We start from the raw sequence: 248 nt of genomic DNA, 5'->3' as shown, positions 1-248 counted from the left end.
GTATTAATAGATCTCTCCTATGAATTAACTTTTCGCTTGTATTTTTAAATATATTTAAAGATAAAAACACTGCAATAATTAAAATTAAATTATATATAACCAGTCTAGCTGTAGCCCCTGTTTCTACTGCATATCTCGCTTGTTCTGTAATATAAATTTTGCCGTGTTCAATATAAAGACAAGAAATTATTGCCCATAATTGAGGAACAAAATAGGGGATTAAAAACACCATTTTTTTATCTTTTTTC

General features: G+C 27.0%; 1 pseudogene. It reads right to left on the bottom strand.

Features of this window, described 5'->3' with window-relative positions:
* Positions 1-248: pseudogene (locus V7201_RS16870) on the bottom strand (hypothetical protein); the annotation flags it as partial.

Origin of the sequence: Bacillus sp. JJ1122, from assembly GCF_036964885.1 — a bacterium.
Taxonomy (GTDB): Bacteria; Bacillota; Bacilli; order Bacillales; family Cytobacillaceae; genus Mesobacillus.
Note: the sequence above shows the minus strand (reverse complement) of the source record. Positions and strands in the feature narration are given on the sequence as shown.